Annotated in this window: 13 protein-coding genes; 12 read left to right on the top strand and 1 reads right to left on the bottom strand. The window is 34.9% G+C overall.

The window, feature by feature from the left end:
• The first annotated feature begins 15 nt into the window (after window positions 1–15).
• The 12 genes from BI291_RS17620 to pssE all read left to right on the top strand — a co-directional run bounded on the left by BI291_RS17620 (window position 16) and on the right by pssE (window position 14,924).
• A complete protein-coding gene (locus BI291_RS17620) occupies window positions 16–2,076 on the top strand; it encodes a secretin N-terminal domain-containing protein (protein ID WP_074500611.1) in 2,061 nt (686 codons plus the stop codon).
• 441 nt (window positions 2,077–2,517) lie between these two features.
• Window positions 2,518–4,191: a hypothetical protein gene (locus BI291_RS17615; RefSeq protein WP_074500610.1), complete on the top strand. Its 1,674-nt coding sequence runs from the start codon at window positions 2,518–2,520 to the stop codon at window positions 4,189–4,191.
• A gap of 320 nt (window positions 4,192–4,511) precedes the next feature.
• Window positions 4,512–5,801, top strand: a complete 1,290-nt coding sequence (locus BI291_RS17610) for a lipopolysaccharide biosynthesis protein (RefSeq protein WP_074500609.1) — start codon at window positions 4,512–4,514, stop codon at window positions 5,799–5,801.
• Window positions 5,791–7,401, top strand: a complete 1,611-nt coding sequence (locus BI291_RS17605; protein ID WP_074500608.1) for an asparagine synthase-related protein — start codon at window positions 5,791–5,793, stop codon at window positions 7,399–7,401. The genes BI291_RS17610 and BI291_RS17605 overlap by 11 nt, the downstream gene beginning before the upstream one ends.
• A 221-nt stretch (window positions 7,402–7,622) precedes the next feature.
• Window positions 7,623–8,534 carry a Wzz/FepE/Etk N-terminal domain-containing protein gene (locus tag BI291_RS17600; protein WP_074500607.1) on the top strand — a complete coding sequence of 304 codons (912 nt, stop codon included), beginning with the start codon at window positions 7,623–7,625 and terminating at the stop codon, window positions 8,532–8,534.
• 96 nt (window positions 8,535–8,630) lie between these two features.
• The gene (locus BI291_RS17595; RefSeq protein ID WP_074500606.1) at window positions 8,631–9,695 is read left to right on the top strand and encodes a nitroreductase family protein; all 1,065 of its coding nucleotides are present in this window, start codon (window positions 8,631–8,633) and stop codon (window positions 9,693–9,695) included.
• Complete coding sequence (locus tag BI291_RS17590) at window positions 9,692–10,846, top strand: polysaccharide pyruvyl transferase family protein (RefSeq protein ID WP_074500605.1); 1,155 nt, start codon at window positions 9,692–9,694, stop codon at window positions 10,844–10,846. The genes BI291_RS17595 and BI291_RS17590 overlap by 4 nt, the downstream gene beginning before the upstream one ends.
• Window positions 10,836–11,708, top strand: a complete 873-nt coding sequence (locus BI291_RS17585; protein WP_074500604.1) for a glycosyltransferase — start codon at window positions 10,836–10,838, stop codon at window positions 11,706–11,708. Before BI291_RS17590 ends, BI291_RS17585 begins: the two co-directional genes overlap by 11 nt.
• Window positions 11,678–12,664 carry a glycosyltransferase gene (locus BI291_RS17580; RefSeq protein WP_074500603.1) on the top strand — a complete coding sequence of 329 codons (987 nt, stop codon included), beginning with the start codon at window positions 11,678–11,680 and terminating at the stop codon, window positions 12,662–12,664. Before BI291_RS17585 ends, BI291_RS17580 begins: the two co-directional genes overlap by 31 nt.
• 49 nt (window positions 12,665–12,713) lie before the next feature.
• Window positions 12,714–13,883, top strand: coding sequence for an O-antigen ligase (locus BI291_RS17575; RefSeq protein ID WP_074500602.1), 1,170 nt, complete (start codon window positions 12,714–12,716; stop codon window positions 13,881–13,883).
• Window positions 13,884–13,983: 100 nt separating this feature from the next.
• A complete protein-coding gene (gene pssD, locus BI291_RS17570) occupies window positions 13,984–14,481 on the top strand; it encodes a PssD/Cps14F family polysaccharide biosynthesis glycosyltransferase (RefSeq protein WP_083602164.1) in 498 nt (165 codons plus the stop codon).
• Window positions 14,478–14,924: a PssE/Cps14G family polysaccharide biosynthesis glycosyltransferase gene (pssE, locus tag BI291_RS17565; RefSeq protein ID WP_074500601.1), complete on the top strand. Its 447-nt coding sequence runs from the start codon at window positions 14,478–14,480 to the stop codon at window positions 14,922–14,924. Before pssD ends, pssE begins: the two co-directional genes overlap by 4 nt.
• A gap of 5 nt (window positions 14,925–14,929) precedes the next feature.
• On the opposite strand, the gene BI291_RS18765 is transcribed toward pssE, so the two are convergent.
• The gene (locus BI291_RS18765) at window positions 14,930–15,220 is read right to left on the bottom strand and encodes a DUF6170 family protein (RefSeq protein WP_074500600.1); all 291 of its coding nucleotides are present in this window, start codon (window positions 15,218–15,220) and stop codon (window positions 14,930–14,932) included.
• Window positions 15,221–15,344 lie beyond the last annotated feature (124 nt).

Here is a 15,344-nt window from a genome sequence, read left to right as displayed (position 1 = left end):
TTAAGTAAAATAACTATGAACAAAACAAAAAAACACCTTACAATATTATTTTGTGTATTTGCTATGTTTGGTTGTAGCTCAACACAAGAGACTCAACCAGAGAAAAGCTCGGGGTTTAAAGTCCCTCAGTCTTACTTGAATGGTGAAGAAGATATAGTTGTGGTAACAACTGATGATACTATTCCAGAAGAGCAAGATCTTCTGCATACCGACTTAGCTCAGATTAAAAACCTAGAACCCTTACCACGTCAGCAAGTTAACCTACGCAAAGCTGAAAAGCTGTCTGCGTCGTTTTCACCAGAGCCATCACTTAGCCTTTCGGTCAATGAAATGCCATTAAATGAGTTTTTGCATTACGCACTTGGTGAATTACTCAGCATTAATTATATAATTGATAAAAGCGTAGAGCCTTCAAAAGAAAAAATAACCCTAAACATACAAGAAAAAATTAGCCCTCGTCGTTTAATGCAGTTAACAAGTGAATTGTTAATGGAACATGAGGTTAGCATTAACTTTAATGATGGCTTGTACTTTATTAATAAACCTAAACTTAATAAACGTGCTAAAAATGTAGTCACGGCAGTTGGTAGAGAGTTAGAAGATGTGCCACAAACAGGGCAAGATATTCTACAAATTATTCCGTTAAAATATGGTGTTAAAATAAGTATTGAGAAAGCGTTAAGACAACTAGTAGGTGTGCAAATATCAACAGATGCGGATCAAAGTGCCTTGTTCTTGCAAGGTAAACGCGAAGAAATTCTCAGATCGCTTGAGTTTATTCATTTACTTGATGCACCGTCAAACCGTGGTAAAAATATTGGTTTAATAAACCTCACTTACATCACCAGTGAAGAGTTTACTACGCAAATTACCACGTTGTTAGAGAATGAAGGCATTCCTATCGCTACAAATAATGCTGGCAGTAAAAACTTAGTCATGGTTCCCATTGCACAAATTGGTTCTATTGCTGTATTTGCTGCTGATAAATCGTTACTCGATCGTGTGCGTTATTGGGCGAAGTTAATTGATAAGCCTTTGCAAAGTGTCACTAAACAATACTTTATGTATCATCCACAATATGCCCGTGCCGCAGATTTAGGTGAAAGTTTATCTGCTTTATTAGGTGGAACAGCTCGAGCGAACTCAAAAAGCAATACTGCTAGTAAAAGCTCTACGGGTAACGCACCCTCGAATACGCGTTTAACCGGCGTAAGTTCAGATGACATGACCTTAGTGGTTGATGAACGTTCAAACGCGATTATTTTTTATACCTCGGGTAATAAATACCAAGCACTGTTACCGCTCATTAAAAAACTAGATGTATTACCACGTCAAGTAATGCTAGATATTACCATTGCGGAAGTAAATTTAAGTGATGAGTTTAAACATGGTGTTGAGTGGGCATTTACCCAAGGTGAGCTTAGCATGGGAACAAAAGATGCCTTTGGTGTAACGGGGATTGGCGGTTTTAGTTTAGCGCTAAACGGCGCAGATGGCAGTATAAAAGCGAATTTTATTGAAACGAATGATCTAATCAAAGTGCTATCAAACCCCAGTTTATTAGTGCGTGATGGTGTCTCGGCTAATATTAATGTGGGTTCAGATATTTCAGTAGTTGGTGAAACCACCGAAGACCCTATCAGTGGCGACAGACAAACTACCAGTTCTGAATATCGCAAAACAGGGGTTGATGTAACTGTAACCCCTTCAATTAATGCCCGTGGTATTGTGATCATGGAAATTAGCCAAACTATTTCTAATGAAGTGCCTGACTCTTCAGGTGCAAGTGGTAACCCGAATATTTTCGAGCGAGGTTTAAAAACAGAAGTTGTTGCACAAAGCGGTCAAACTATCATTTTAGGTGGCTTAATTAGTGAAAACACCAACCAAGGCGATAAAAAAATACCTTTATTAGGGGATATCCCGTTGGTTGGGCACTTATTTAAATCAAACGGTGAAAACACTAACCGTACCGAGTTAATTATGTTGATCACGCCAAAAGTAATAGACCGTACTGATCAATGGCAAGAAATTACTGACTCATTTAAGCAAAATTTAGAATATTTAACTTTTTAATTTATTATTTGCTTACAGAGCTGAGCAATGCCAGCATTTTCGCGAGTTTATAGGTGTTTGCATGTTAATTTACATGCCTTTTAATTTTGGTATGAGTTTGTTTTTATATTGTTCTTAAAAAACAATAGGTTACTAAGTTGGGTGTCTAATGTGTTATCATAGCCTTTTATTTTGTCGCACGGCAATTATTGATAATTCGACGAATTAATAATCAAATTGGCATTGGTTAAATAAAAGACACTGAATTAATTACGAAATTAGGTGTTGACACCTTTGGTTTAGTTGAGATAAATTGTTTCAAGATTTGGCATTTTAGCGGTACTTCCACTAACATGTTAAAGTCTTTTAACGTTAAATAATGACTTTTATTTAGTTATTACTTAGCTAAATAATAACTAAAGTTATAATAAAATTCATTTTCATGAAAAATAAGGATTTAAAATGTTCAAAAAAACATTGTTAGCGGCAACACTTGCTGCAACGGCTGCTTCGGCAACTGCTGGTAGTATCTCTGTATCAGGTACCGCTTATAAAGTAGGTAACGAATACTTAGGTGCTTACACTGGTTCAGCTCTTTCAGGAGATTTAGAAGCAGGGACTATTGGTATTCAGTACCGTGCTGGTATAGCACTAGGTGTTAACAATACATTGAAGTTTGATTTTGCTGGTGGTGCAATTGCATCGGATACTGGTTTAAAATTACAAGTAATTGACAATACAGTTGCAGACCCTTTAGATGCAGCAGTTCAAACAGATATTGACAATGCAGTTGCTGCAGTAGCTAATGCTACTGGTAACACGCAAGCCGAATTAGATGTGGAATTAGCAGCCGCTAAAGCTGCAGCAATTGAAGTTATTAATGCAACTACAACCGCAACTAACGCAACAGCTGCTATTGCGGCAATCAATGCTCTAACAATCGCTCCTGGTGTTGCAGGCGACGCGAAAGCTGCTGTAGCAGCTGCAAATGAAATTGTTATTGGTGATGTAGGTGCGGCTGTTGCTGACTTAGTAGATTTCGGTGAAGATGCTAATGGCGATTATGAGTGGGTGTTATTTAAATTAACAACAGCTACTGCTGCTGACGCTGTTTTAGTGTTTAATGATACTGATGGTGACCATGCTGCAAACGTAGTTACTAAGTTTACTAAAGCTACAATTGGTGCAGGCGATTTAACTGTTGGTTTACCTGAAGCAAAAGATGATACAGGTACAGTTTTAGCCGCACCTGTTGCTGAAGCTAAAACATTGGTAACAACAGAAAACCAGTTTGCATTAACTGCAACAGCTGTAACTGATACCATTGATGTTGAACAAGATCGTTTATTCTTCTCTGATGCTATCGGTGATGACGTAACTACTGACTTTGTATTTGACATTACAGTTGACGGCACAATTGATTTAGGTATTGATCATACAACTGCAGAATTTGCGATGGAATTAACTGGTAACTTTACTGGTGTTGAACAAGCAGATTACACTGAAACTGATATTGTTGGTACGAATGATACAGCCGTATTCGATGCTGATAACATGGTTGAAGGTGTGGGTATCTCTGATGCTACAGTTGCGATTACTGTTGACGGTGACACTAACCTTGCAACTCGTACTGTTAAAGCATCTATGATGATTACACCAACAGAAGCGGATACTAATGCATTTTATTTATTAGGTAGCTCTTCAGCTGGTGCAAATGCATTTATTTGGGACTTAAACGGTTCTGAAATTACCTTCCCTTACGCGCCAATCGGTTATGACCACGTTACCACTAACTTTGAGCTTGCTAACTCAGGCGATCAAACAGGTGATGTGTTAATCACGGCATTTACGCGTGAAGGTGTTGCTTACAGCGGTACTTTAGTAGGTAAAGCTGAAGCAGAATCATTAACTAAAATTAGTGAAGCTGAAGTTTATGATGCATTAATGCTAACTGAAGGTACATCATTAAGCGTTACATTCTCTACAACAGCTCCTGATGCTGACATCAAGATCTCTGGTTACAGTAACCTAGCTTCTGGTGGCCGCATGGCACTATTAAGTGATGCATACGAAGGTGAGAAAGCTAGCTGTACTGGCACTATCGCTGGTGGTAACGGTACAATCACTTGTAACTAATCTACATATTAGATTATTAACGTGTTTAAAAAACGACCTTCGGGTCGTTTTTTTTTTACTGATTTTTTACTGTGGTAAACAGTAAAAACGACTATGCACATATATTGAAAAGGTTTTACTCGGAACAAACAAGAGATTACTTTTACCTGTGTTTCTTTTAATTTACGTAATCAATAAGCAACCAAATAGTTGGTAACAAGGTGAATAACTAGGCGAAGTAACAATTCTTAACGTTTTCAATGCTCGAATTAATAGCGGTTTTATGGTTTAATAGCCTCGTTTTTAAATCAGATGCAAATTCACCACGTTAAAGGAAAACCGTGCGTAAAGATCTCTCTGCTATTTTAGCTGTAGTAACAGGTACAGCTGGCGCACAAATTATTACTTTAGCGTTCACACCTTTACTCACTCGCATTTTTACACCAGAGGCATTCGGTCACTTGGGGGTATTTGTCGCGTTATCAACAATATTAATGCCAATAGCTGCATTAACATTACCCATAGCAGTCGTGCTTACTAAGTCAAATAATGAAGCTAAAGCGCTGTCAAAGCTTTCAACCTGTATTGCTCTGTTAGCATGTTTAATATTTACCTTATTTATTGTGTTAAACAAGCCGTGGCTAGTTAACGTATTAAACGCCCAAGGCGATGGTATGTATTTATATTGGGTGCCTGCTGTTGTGCTGTTTGGTGCGATGCTTCAGCTCAGTGAAAATTGGTCGATTAAATTATCTTTATTTAAACTAAGGGCAAAAATTAGCATACTTCATGCTTTAATAATTAACTTATTAAAACTAGGCGTTGGCTTTTTTATACCGTATGCAATTACGTTAATTGTGATTGCTATTGTTAACCCTTTGATTAATGCGCTATTACTTGGTTTACCTGTTAAGAACGCGATAAAAAATGAAACAGAAAATCTTCCAAATAACGACTATAGACAACTGTTAGCTAGGTATCGTAACTTTCCTTTGTTTCAGTCACCTCAAGCATTACTTAATGCACTATCACAAAGTGCCCCTGTAGTGATACTAGCAGCTTTATTTGGCCCTGTTTCAGCAGGTTTTTATACGTTTAGCAGAACCATTTTAGCGATACCTATAACGTTGATAGGCAAAGCTGTAGGTGATGTATGTTATGGACGTTTTTCGAAGCAAGTTAACCTACAACAGTTTGCTCAAGCGAAAAAATATTTTGTTCACACAACTTTTTACCTGTCTGTCGTTGCTCTTTTGCCGTTAGGTATTATTTGGTTTTTTGGCCCGGCACTATTCTCTTTGGTCTTTGGTGAAAAATGGTTTGAAGCTGGTGTTTACGCGCAGTGGTTATCACTATGGACTTATTTTATTTTAATTAATGCGCCCAGTTTGAAATTGCTCATTGTTCTAAAAAAGCAGAAGCAATCGTTATTGATAAATATCATTTCAATGCCGGTACGTATTGCAATGTTAATATTAGGTGGCCATTACGGAAATGATGAATGGCTTGCTCTGAAATTGTTTGTATTAGCTAGCGTTATACATAACTTAGTGATTATCGCATTAGCCTATATTTCATGTGAACAAAAAAACAAAAACTCGAATAATAGGGCAATTAATTATGATTCATAGTTGTAAAACACTCCGCCCTCATCATGTGTCTATCAATATTAAAGGGTTATTTGGTGAGGCAGAAAAGATAGAAAGTAGGTTTTACTATATAGGTTGTGCTTACTTAGATGAACAAAAATTGTCTGCTGTTTCTCTTTATAACTTAACGAGAGAGGCTGTTTCAGCAGGAACACTTAAGCAATTTATTTTAGAGCTGTCAGGATTTTTTTCGTTTATTATTAACGACTCTGATGTATTTGTTTTAGCAAGTGATAAAACAAGAAGTAAACCATTGCTTTATGCATTTGACGAAAACAAAAAAATGCATGTTTCTGACTCTGCAATTTACTTGGCTCGCAAAACGAATAAACAGAGCTTGATACCTTTATCAGAACAAGAGTTTCAACAAGCTGGCTATGTAACAGGTGAAAATACGCTTATAGAAGACGTATATCAGGTACGAGCTGGACACATGTTAACTTCAAAGTGTTACGGATTTGAACAAGTTGCGTATTACAAATTTATACCGATGAATGGTAATAAGCATGTGGCTGATGAAAAGCTTTGTATGCAACTAGATGACGCCATGAAAGCTGCAATTAATCAACTCATTGATTATGCGGGAGGTCGGCAAGTGGTAGTGCCATTAAGTGGTGGTTATGATTCTAGGGCAATTGCCGTATATTTGAAACAATCTGGTTATCCTAATGTGCTGACATTTACGTTCGGTAAAAAAAATAGTAAAGAGGTTTTGATCAGTAAACAAGTAGCGGAAAAACTTGGCTTTGAATGGCACTTAATTGAGTATGATAAAAAACGATGGAAAGTTGTGCAAAAAAGTGACGAGTTTGAACAATATCTGTCATTCATTAGTAATTATATTTCTGTACCTAATATTCAAGTATATCCAGCGTTAAAAGCTTTATTGCATCAGAAAATTATTCATCGTAACGCATTAATTGTCCCAGGACATACTGGAGATTTTGTTTCAGGTGGGCATATACCACATCAACTTATTAATCTTAAGGCGTCAACTAATATTGAGCGCATAGTGGATGCAATTATAGCAAAACATTATAAAAATAAAGTGAAACATGAAAATCGTGATGATCTTAATATTAAATTGACTGATCAGCTGAGGAGAATTTCTGAAGGACAAGAAGATAGTCTGCTTGCAGTCTCCTTGTTTGAAGCCTGGGAGTTTTATGAACGCCAAGCCAAATTTATTATAAATTCAAACAGGTATTACGATTTTTTTAAAGTAGATTGGTGGATGCCTTTGTGGAATGAAAACATAATTTTCTTTTGGCAAAAAGTACCGCTGGAATATCGTTTGAATTCAAGCTTATGGAAAAAATTTGTTGAAGATAAATATAACGATATTTCAGGCGATAGGTTAAGGTATGGAAATGTGAACGATCATTACTCTTCTCCTGTAAAAAAAATTAGGTCGGTATTTGATTATTTTACCGATGAAAATGACTTGTACGCATTAGTACCATTTTATCGATGGGCATTAAGAAAAATTAAATACCCTCATGCAAAAGGTAGCTTATTTGGTTATTTAGCTTATAAATTAGTCATGAAACAAAAAAAACAGTTAGTTCAAAAGGGCCAGTGAATATAGGAGTAGTTAAGCTTTTAAATTAAAACAATCTAGCTGTTTTGGTAACGATACGTTAAAATTCGCTGGTTAATAAAGTGCTGCTAACAATTTTAAATTTGCGTGAATGTGGTTGTTTTACTCTGTACTTTTGTATAAGTAAAGTTTTAAAAATCATAAACTGCTTTGATTTACTCCTCACGTTTTTCAATATTTATCATCAGAGTTGAAATGAATAAATGAAAACTAAAAATGAATTAGAAGAAATCTCACTTACAAGCATTGTTTATGTGTTATTTAAACATAAATTTTTAATTTTAGGTTTTGTCAGTATATTCGCCGTGTTTTCTGTCGTATATGCGTTAAGTTTACCTAATAAATATACGTCTCATGTGAAATTAATGTCTAATAATAATGCCCAAAAAGATCTATCTTCTCTTGCTGGAAATTTAGGGGGGTTAGCAGGCTTGGCGGGTGTTAGTTTAGGTGGAGGGAATGATGAGAAAGTTTCATTAGCTAAAGAATTATTGAAATCTCGTGCTTTTTTAAACGAGTTTGTAACAAAGCATAATATATTGGTACCGCTGATTGCAGCAGATGGACTAGACGATGACAAAAATCTAGTAATTAATAATAAGCTGTATGATGAAAAAGCAAATAAATGGGTTAGAGAAGTTTTTTATCCTAAACCTCTAATACCTTCTGCTGAAGATGTTTATCTAGCATTTGAAAATATCCTAACCGTTGAAAGTGACAATAAATCCGGAGTAGTTAATATTTCACTTGAGTTTCTCAAACCAGATATTGCCCAACAATGGTTGGAATGGTTAGTCGAGGATGTTAATGAAGAGATCCGCGAGCAAGATTTAATGGAAGCAAAAAGCAGTATTAAATATTTAGAGAATGTTGCTCAAAAGACGAACAGTAAAGTGATGAAAGAAACTTTTTATCAGTTAATAGAAGAACAAATGAAAACTTTACTACTAACGGAAGTACGAAAAGAGTATGTATTTAAAACAGTTGATCCTGCAAGCTACCCAGAAGATAAGTCCTCACCTAAACGCGCGTTAATTTGTATTGGAGGAACACTTGCTTCTGGTGTATTTATCGTGATGCTTGTACTTGTTCGGCACTTTTCTTTTTCGAAATAGTTAAGCAATAAAATTAATGATGTAGCACTAAAATTGCTAACTTAAGCAATAATTTTTCTAAATATGACATAAATAAATGAGTTAGATAATAGTGTAATGAAGAAATTTTTAAAAAAAATAGTACCACCCAAATTTGTTAAAAATATAAGGGCTATAAATAATAGTGTTGATCAAGCAATCATTCCATTTTTTGCAAGTCATCGCATATTAAGTTCAATTTACTATTTATTATTTAGCAGGCAATTTTCTCGTGAGCAACAGGCTGTCTTAAAAGGCCGGGTAGCTTATGGCAAATCACTTTACAAAATTGGGAAAAGTAGTGTTTTATTAAGACGTAATACTCACCGATTAGAAAAAGGCTTGATAATGAAACCTCGAAGAGAGGTTTTTGCTCTAGCGTATATAGATGAAACAGTTGATTGTTATATTGAATGCGTAAAAGCAGGTACATTATGCGATGAAGAGTTACAATGGGCGTCTGATGTTCTATTGAAATACTTTAGTGTTATTAAATTATCAGAACACACACAACAATTAAAAGCGGCTTTTGAGCAATGTCGCCCGTCTTTCTCATTGAATCGCCAGTTTATTCCTTACGATGAAGTCTCAAGACCTGAGCTATCATGTGATCCTGAGCAATTAAAGCAGTTATTTATAAGACGAAGATCTGTTAGATGGTTTGAGGATAAACCTGTTGCGAAAGAGCTTATAAACAAAGCATTAGAAATGGCTTCGTTGGCCCCTAGCGCATGTAATAGGCAGCCATATCAATTCTATTTATTAAAGGATGTTGATGCAATACATATAGCAAAACTAGCTATGGGAACAGCTGGTTTTGCAGAAAACATACAAAATTTGTTTGTTATTGTTGGTGATTTATCCGCATATCCAGCTGAACGTGATAAACATGTTATTTACATTGATGGTTCTTTAGCTGCTATGCAATTAATGTTGGGATTCGAGTCATTGGGGATAAGTACTTGTCCAATTAATTGGCCAGATATTGAATTTAGGGAAGCAAAGATGAGTCAAAAGCTAGATTTAAAAGCCCATCAACGGCCTATTATGCTTTTAGCTTTTGGCTATGCTGAACCAGATGGTAAAATTCCTTTTTCGCAAAAAAAATTACCAGAACAGTTACTAAAAGAAGTTAAATTATGATTATTGAAATTAAAGGTGTGCAATTCGTCAATAAAGGGGCTGAATTGATGCTTTGCGCTATTCATCAGAAGATTATGGAGCTTTGGCCTGATGCAGAAATAGCTCTAGCACCCAATGTGAATTCCTCTTATATGGATAGAGCAAAATATGGCGCATGGCAAAAGCTATCTCTTAGAAAGTACCCTTTTGATTTTAATAGACTTACATATGTATTGCCTCCGTTTATTCGTAAAGCTTTAAAAAAATGGGGAATTATTACAGAAGCAGATATAGACATTATTTTTGATGCCTCCGGTTTTGCTTATGGCGATCAGTGGAATACTGTTATGTTGGAGCATGCGTTAGCTGAGGCATCACGTATGCATAAGCATAATAAGAAATATGTTTTTTTACCTCAAGCTTTTGGTCCATTTACCCAAGCTAAAAATCAGCAGTTGATTAAAAGCTCGATGAATAAAGCCAGTTTAGTATGTTCTAGAGAAGAAACATCTTATGCGCACTTGACTCGCTTAACGGGAGAACTACCAAATATTTCAGTCTATCCAGATTTCACAAATGCATTAGTTGGAGCAATACCTGAATACTACGATCGTGAAAATTTCCAAGTATGCTTAATTCCGAATAATAATATGGTTAATAAACGTAACCCAAATAAACAATGGGCTTCTTCATATATTAATTTTTTTGTTTTAGCAGCAGAACATGCGATTAACCTTGGTTTTAAGCCTTACATCCTTAATCATGAGGGTGTTGATGATTTAGACATTTGTCGACAAATTAATAATAAGCTGGACATGCCTTTAGAAGTGATTTCAGAGCCTGATCCAATTAAGGTTAAGGGCTTAATTGGCGGTGCAAAGTTGATCATTTGTTCTAGGTTTCATGGCTGTGTAAGTGCGCTTTCACAAAGTGTTCCTTGTATTGGTACTAGTTGGAGCCATAAGTATGAGCAACTCTTTAGTGAGTATGGTGTACCTGAATTTTTAATATCTTCAAATTTCCAACCTGAACAAATGAAGGGATTAATGAAAAAATGCCTTTGCGATAACCAAGATGTTGTTGATGTTTTAAATGAACGAAGTAAACATTATAAGTCAAAGACTGATGAAATGTGGCACGAGGTACAAAGAGTCATAAATAATGGGAATTAAAACAGGAAATCCATTAGTATCGATTTATATACCAACACATAATCGCTCAGCTTTATTGGTGAGGGCAGTAGAATCAGTACTCAATCAAACGTATCAAAACATTGAAATATTAATATGTGATGATGGCTCTTGCGATGATACTGAAGAAGTTGTACGACGATTAATTGAACAATATAGCTCTATTAAATATTTTAAGCATAACACGCCTCAAGGAGCCTGTGCTGCTCGAAATGTTTGCATCAACAATGCAAGCGGATATTTTTGCACTGGGCTAGATGACGACGATATATTTCACCCCTCTAGAGTTGAAAAACTTGTCGAATATTACGATGAGTCTTTTTCTTTAGTGACCACAAAAAATATTGAAGTAGATTTAAGTCAATTTGATTGTGTGTATCAACCATTACCTAACGATGCACTTCAAAAGCAGAGTATTAACTTGTCTTTTTTGTTAGATGAAAATTTAGTTGGTAATCAAGTGTTCACTGAGACATCTCGTTTTAAAATTCTTGGCGGTTTCGATGAATCATTACCCGCTTGGCAAGATTATGATATGTGGGTCAGAATTGTAGATAAATTTGGTGATGCTTTGAAAATAGATGTGGAAACATACTACGCTGATATAGATGAAAAACGACCTAGAATATCTACTTCAAGTAATCGTTACAAAGGCTGTAAAAAGTTTTATAACAAGCATTGGTCAAAACTGTCTAGCTACCAGAAAAAAAATGCAAAAATTCGAATGGCAATCATTGGTGGACAATTCCCTTCGTTTTGGCAGTTAATTAAGTTATTTAATTTACCAATGATAAAATTTTGGTTGAAAGCTTTATGCTTAAAGTATCGGCTGGTTTCGAAGTGAGAGTTTTGATATTGACAAATATGTTCCCTACAAAAACTAATCCTTATTGGGGAATTTTTGTAAAAGAACAAATAGACTCTTATAAAGAGTGTTTTCCGAATGCACAGATTAGCGTGTTGCAATTAACCAATGGTGGTTTGCTTCGTCGATACTTATTGTCAAGTTATCGATTATTAAAGCGGTGCATTTCTGCGAAGCCTCAATTTATTCATGTACATTTTGGTTTAAGCTTTTTACCTTTGTTTTTTATAATGCCATATGTTAGATACAAAAAAATTAAAATTATTGTTACCTTTCACGGTTCAGATATATTAGGTAATAATCGGTTAAGTTTATTGGTTTCCAAATTAGCATTAATTTGTGCTGATGCCGTTATTGGTGTTAGTAAGCAAATTTTTGATAGAATTTCAAATTATAACAATAATGCACACTACTTACCTTGCGGTGTTACATCACAGTTTATACATTTTGTGAATAGGGCTAATGATAAACGAACCGATACGATAGTATTTCCCTCGTCGCCCCAAAGGGTTGAAAAAAACTTCCCAAAATTTAAACGAATCATAGACAGAGTGGAATGTCGTATAGGGAAGAAATTAACGATAGCGATTATGGAGTCACTTTCTAGGGAAGAAGTCGCAAACTTGTTTACTAATAGTGTTTGTTTATTAATGACATCTGATTACGAAGGATCACCTCAGGTTGTTAAAGAAGCCATTTTTGCTGGTCTTCCTGTAGTATCAACAAAGGTTGGCGATGTACCTTATTTAATTGAAAACAGAAATAACTGCTTTATAAGCAATAATGAGCAAGAACTCGCCGAATTTATATGCCTAATATTGTCATCACAGACAAAAACAGTAGAGGAAGGAAAAAGCACTAAACAATATGAATTGACAAATAATCATATTTGTCAACAGTTACATAAAGTTTATAAACACTTGTTAAGCGCATGAATTAAACCATATGAGTTTGCTTATTTTCTTCTTTTGGTACCTGCGAGTTATGACTATCTCTATAGATAATCAAGTGCTTCGTCTAGGTGTCCCTGTATTGTTACTTTCACTTATTTTGATTTTTATTTTGATCAATAAAAAGGCTTTGTCGCTAGTAAGTAAAACGTCGAGCTTTAAGTACTATATTGCAATTACTATTACTTTGTCTTTTTCGGTTGTGATCGCATATTTTAACAATATGCCACTTGGTAGTAGCATCTCTGCAATGCTTAAAGTCTTCTTGATGGGAGGCTTTTTTGTATTAGGTTTTATACTAGCGTTATATGGTAAATTAAAGGTCTCGTTATTTATAATCACTAGTAGTGTTTTATGGCATTTATTAGCAGGAATATCAGGGTATTTTCTCGGGATAGGTGATGATATACATGGAGTACTGCGTCCTACCGGTATTGCGGGGAAAGTAAATGTGTTAGCTAATTTAGCTTTATTTTCTGCGGTATTTTATGGAGCTAGAGGTTTTCTAGAAAAGCAGAACAGATTTGCGTTGCTGACAATTATGTTTATGTCCCTGTGTATGATATTTTTTAGTGGCACACTTAAGAACGTGATTGCTTTATTCGGAGCAGTTGCTGTTTATGCTTTTTTAGGGTCAAATCGCAAGTTTTTGACGATTAGTGTTTTTCTCGCTTTATTTGTTCCTGTTTCTATCGGCCTTGCTTTATATACACCAATTGGTGATCGCATTATTGAAGCGTTTGTTGCAGGAATAGATGTAGAAGTTGAGGAAGGACAGAAACTTGAATCTTCTTTGCAATGGCGCGTGCTTCACTGGAAGTTACTGTTTGATGATTGGCTCGCACGTTTCTTTTGGCAAGGAGCTGGCTTCGGACAAGTAGGCAATATGAATGCGTTAAAAACGGAGTCTGGAGTTGGGTTTGTTGCACATTCTGATTGGCTTCAATTTTGGGTTGAATTAGGACCTGTACTTTTTATTTTTTTCATATACTTTCATTTTAAGTTATTAAGGCCAGTATATAAAATGGCAAGGGAAGGTGAGTCATTAGCTTTTGGTCTTTTTTTTGCTTTTATCGCTCAAGTGATTGCGATGTTGGCTGGTCCTGTATATTTTTCAGTTTCCTTTTTTTATTATTTTTGGTTGCTTTTAGGCATGTTAGCTGCGAAGGAGTTTAGAGACAACCAATTGGTTAAAGCTAAATAACTTTTTATTCATATCTGACTTGAATTAGAAAGGTTATTAATTTTTCGAAATATTAAGGTGGTTGTGTCCATCATACGGTTTTTATCTAAAAGGCATTACATTGAAGCATAAAGTTATATGTGTTAGTTACGGAAAAGGCGGTCATCAAGAACAGATGAAACGACTGTTAACGCTATTGTCGGCATCTATTCCTGATGACATCAAACTCATAGTGTTTACAGACTCAGAGCATGAACTAAATACAAGTATTAAAATACAAAGTTCATTTTTGTATCCAGAAGCTAGAGATAAGTATTCCTCTTGGAGAACACTCTCTAATATACCTAAGCTTTTTTTCTACCAAATTCGAGATGTGATCCTCATTAATAGAAAATACAACGTTGTGGGCTATGTTGCTACAGGACCAGGCGTGTCGATATTACCCGCATTATTATTTAAATTAATGAAAGTTAAAGTTATTGGGTTTGAAAGTTGGTCTCGCTTTTATCAAAAATCATACACAGGTAAGATACTATATTTAATTAGCGATATGTTTTTTGTACAAAATAAAAGTTTATTACGTGTTTATAAAAATGCAGCTTATAAGGGAAGATTATGAATATTTTCGTTACATTAGGAACGACTCCTTTTCCTGAGTTATTGGCGGAGGTTAATAAACTTCAAAATCAGACGGCTGATAATTTTGTTATTCAGTCTGTTAGTGGTGACCTTACTAGGTTTAATGAAAGCTTTAGCTATACTAATGATATTCAATACTGGTATCAGTGGGCTGATATTATAATTACACATGCTGGAGCGGGATCAACCTATAATTTACTCGAACTTAACAAAAAATTAGTGTTGGTTCCAAATACATTCCGTAAAGATAAACATCAGCTAGAGTTGGCTAAATATATTGAGTCAAAAAACTATGCTGTAGTTTGTTATCAGTTAATAAAACTTCAGCAGTGCATTACAAAAGTGAAAGATTATTCGATTAAAAAATATCAAAAGGTACAATTTTCAGGCATTGAGGATATTAAAGCTTTGTTTCAAATATAACTACATTATTTTTTATTTCGATTATTTATCTTAGTTCTTGAAAATGAAAGCTTTACAGGGGTAAAAATAAAGAAAAAAATTAGTAAAGTGAACAAAAAACTAATAACGAAGTATTGCCATTCTTGTTGTGCGAAATAAAAAAAAGGAGGAATAAGCATCAATAATTTTAAAATATTTAATATTAACTTTTCAGGTGCAGTGAACTTTTTTTGAGCTTCCTCTAGCTTTAGTTGCCTTTCTTTTATTGAGTAGCTTTCAAGTTCGGGAATGTCTTTCGAAGAAAAGTAGATAGCCATAATATTTATTGATTATTGATTATTGATTATTGATTATTTTACCGTAAATATTATTTTATAACATCGCTTAATTTGAATTCTTTTTATGCTCTTGTTTACTATTAATGGTTATAAACTAGTACCT

This window comes from Thalassotalea sp. PP2-459, assembly GCF_001913705.1.
GTDB classification, from domain to species: Bacteria; Pseudomonadota; Gammaproteobacteria; order Enterobacterales; family Alteromonadaceae; genus Thalassotalea_C; species Thalassotalea_C hakodatensis.
Note: the sequence above shows the minus strand (reverse complement) of the source record. Positions and strands in the feature narration are given on the sequence as shown.

Coding starts and splice junctions, on each gene's coding strand:
- BI291_RS17590 (WP_074500605.1), top strand. CDS start 9,692: ATGATTATTGAAATTAAAGGTGTGCAATTCGTCAATAAAGGGGCTGAA.
- BI291_RS17620 (WP_074500611.1), top strand. CDS start 16: ATGAACAAAACAAAAAAACACCTTACAATATTATTTTGTGTATTTGCT.
- pssE (WP_074500601.1), top strand. CDS start 14,478: ATGAATATTTTCGTTACATTAGGAACGACTCCTTTTCCTGAGTTATTG.
- BI291_RS17595 (WP_074500606.1), top strand. CDS start 8,631: ATGAAGAAATTTTTAAAAAAAATAGTACCACCCAAATTTGTTAAAAAT.
- BI291_RS17600 (WP_074500607.1), top strand. CDS start 7,623: ATGAAAACTAAAAATGAATTAGAAGAAATCTCACTTACAAGCATTGTT.
- BI291_RS17605 (WP_074500608.1), top strand. CDS start 5,791: ATGATTCATAGTTGTAAAACACTCCGCCCTCATCATGTGTCTATCAAT.
- BI291_RS17615 (WP_074500610.1), top strand. CDS start 2,518: ATGTTCAAAAAAACATTGTTAGCGGCAACACTTGCTGCAACGGCTGCT.
- BI291_RS17575 (WP_074500602.1), top strand. CDS start 12,714: ATGACTATCTCTATAGATAATCAAGTGCTTCGTCTAGGTGTCCCTGTA.
- BI291_RS18765 (WP_074500600.1), bottom strand. CDS start 15,220: ATGGCTATCTACTTTTCTTCGAAAGACATTCCCGAACTTGAAAGCTAC.
- BI291_RS17580 (WP_074500603.1), top strand. CDS start 11,678: ATGCTTAAAGTATCGGCTGGTTTCGAAGTGAGAGTTTTGATATTGACA.
- BI291_RS17585 (WP_074500604.1), top strand. CDS start 10,836: ATGGGAATTAAAACAGGAAATCCATTAGTATCGATTTATATACCAACA.